A 2,086-nucleotide genomic window follows, 5' to 3' on the forward strand; every position below is an offset into this window, starting at 1 on the left:
TATTTTCATACATTTTGGACTATTCGTGCTTTCCATTTCTCTTACCAACGTCTACGCTAGTATTCCGATATTTCAATTTAGAAGTAATCGCATTGACTATCTCTTTTGGCATTTTTTCGGACGTAGCCTCGCCCGCAATTATCTTATAAGGCTCGATTTAACTCTGGATGCTTTACTAGCAGCGTTAGGTTGGCCATGGCATTTTCGTCGCGATCAACCTTTTTATTGTAATTAGGACAGCTAGGATTATAACAGACAAACTCGTTGTGCTTGGTGCCATGCTTCTTATTGCCCTGCAGCGTGATCTTTTCATCGCCTTTTTTGACCAAGCCGCATGCTGCGCATCTTTGCGTTGATGGATATAGCTTGTTGGCAATAATCAGTTCTTTACCATACCATTCGCATTTATATGTTAAAAGCTTTCTAAACAAGCCAAACATGCTTCGATGCATGCCTTTTGAAGCCACATGGCTCATAAGCATGCCTTTGACTCCCAGATCTTCAATCGCTATTTGATCGTAATTGTTTACCAGTTCAGTAGTAAATTTATGCATTAAATCTGTTTGAATGTTTTGGGCACGCTGATAGGATGCCTGAAGCTTGATTCTCGTCTTCAAGTATTTCTTGCTTTGCGCACCTTTAATTCTACCGTTGACTGTTCGCTTCTTTGCCAGCTGCTTTTGATAATGCTTTATTTTGCTGTATGTTTTGGTCAAAGACTTAGGAATAATCAAAAGCTGACCATCTTCATAATTGAAATGGCCTACGTTTATATCTACCCCGGTCGCTTTGCCTGTTTTCTTTTTGATTTCGAACCTATCTTTGGGGATCTTATATGGAATTGCCACATAATACCTATCCCTTACTCGATAGAAAGACATTGTTCCTGTAGGATAATCAAAAGGCTTTTCTGACAATTTTATTGGTTGCCAATTTGCTTTCAACCCTTGAGGCTTTTCCAAAACCAGCTTGCCATTAACAATTCTAGCTTGGTCGCTCTTGAAGCCTTGCTTGGGAGCCCGCTTAGATTTAAATTTAGGCTTGCCCCAATCTTTTTGAGCCTTATTGAAAAAATTTTGCCAGGCTTTGCCCAAATCCTGTACGGCTAGCTGCAATAGATGGGCTGAATAGCTAAATTGCCAGTCTTCTTTTTCTGCCACTAGTTTATTCCTGATGGCTTTCCAATTAGGCGAAGGATAGCTGGCAAGCATTTCTTCTTGTTCGGCAGTAAATTTGCGTTGACTCTTGGCCTTTCGCAGTTCAGCTTTGATCTCTTTATCAAGCATCAGCTGCCTAATGTCGTATTCGTCATTCCACAAAGCCAAGGCTTCATTCCAGCAGAATCTCCGATAATCGCAATTGCGATCAAAAACAGCCTTCATCTGTTTGTTGGGAAACAGCTCATAGGATTTGGTTTTTATATAGTATTCTGGCATTTTATCCACCTCCTTTTATAGATGCATCGCTTATTCTTTTAAATTAGGATCGTTCTTTATTTTGTTTTTATACCTTCTCAGTCCATAAAGACGGCATGAAAAAACATGAATAACGCTAATTAAGTCTTCCACTAGCTCCTTATCTGGCGAAGTATCCTCATTGTTTAAGACGATTATCTTACAGTCATGCCAAGCACAAAATTCTTGAAAGAACTTAAAGCCAAAACGGATAAAGCGATCTTCATAAGTAACGTAGATCTCTTTAATCTGATTTGCATCGATGTCTTTGATCAACTTAAGCCATTTAGGACGTTTATAGTTTAAGCCCGATCCAATATCTGAGATATATTCATCGGCGATAATGCCTCTAGCATTCAAGAATTGCCTTAAAAAAGCAACTTGATCTTTTAAATCGTCTTTTTGCCCATTGGAAGATACCCGCGCGTAAGCCACAATTTTGCGCTTATCAATGGGCTCGTTATGATCAAGGCCTAAATACTGATCAAGCTCTGATTGATAGTAAAATCGTCTGTTGTTAGCTGTTCGATGAGCTTTTAATTTCCCAGCTCGATCCCAGCTTTGAAGAGTGAACGGCGCTTTGCCAAGATAGGCAGCAGCTTCTTTTAAATACATAATTCTAGACATAAAAA

At 39.3% G+C, this 2,086-nt stretch carries 2 protein-coding genes; both read right to left on the bottom strand.

Features of this window, described 5'->3' with window-relative positions:
* Positions 1-143: 143 nt before the first annotated feature.
* Positions 144-1,436, bottom strand: a complete 1,293-nt coding sequence (locus tag CP352_RS10675; RefSeq protein ID WP_098034949.1) for an RNA-guided endonuclease TnpB family protein — start codon at positions 1,434-1,436, stop codon at positions 144-146.
* Positions 1,437-1,466: 30 nt separating this feature from the next.
* Complete coding sequence (locus tag CP352_RS10680; RefSeq protein WP_013085784.1) at positions 1,467-2,081, bottom strand: IS607 family transposase; 615 nt, start codon at positions 2,079-2,081, stop codon at positions 1,467-1,469.
* Positions 2,082-2,086: the final 5 nt, after the last annotated feature.

Source organism: Lactobacillus sp. UMNPBX1 (assembly GCF_002554085.1).
GTDB lineage: Bacteria > Bacillota > Bacilli > Lactobacillales > Lactobacillaceae > Lactobacillus > Lactobacillus crispatus.

Coding starts and splice junctions, on each gene's coding strand:
- CP352_RS10675 (WP_098034949.1), bottom strand. CDS start 1,436: ATGCCAGAATACTATATAAAAACCAAATCCTATGAGCTGTTTCCCAAC.
- CP352_RS10680 (WP_013085784.1), bottom strand. CDS start 2,081: ATGTCTAGAATTATGTATTTAAAAGAAGCTGCTGCCTATCTTGGCAAA.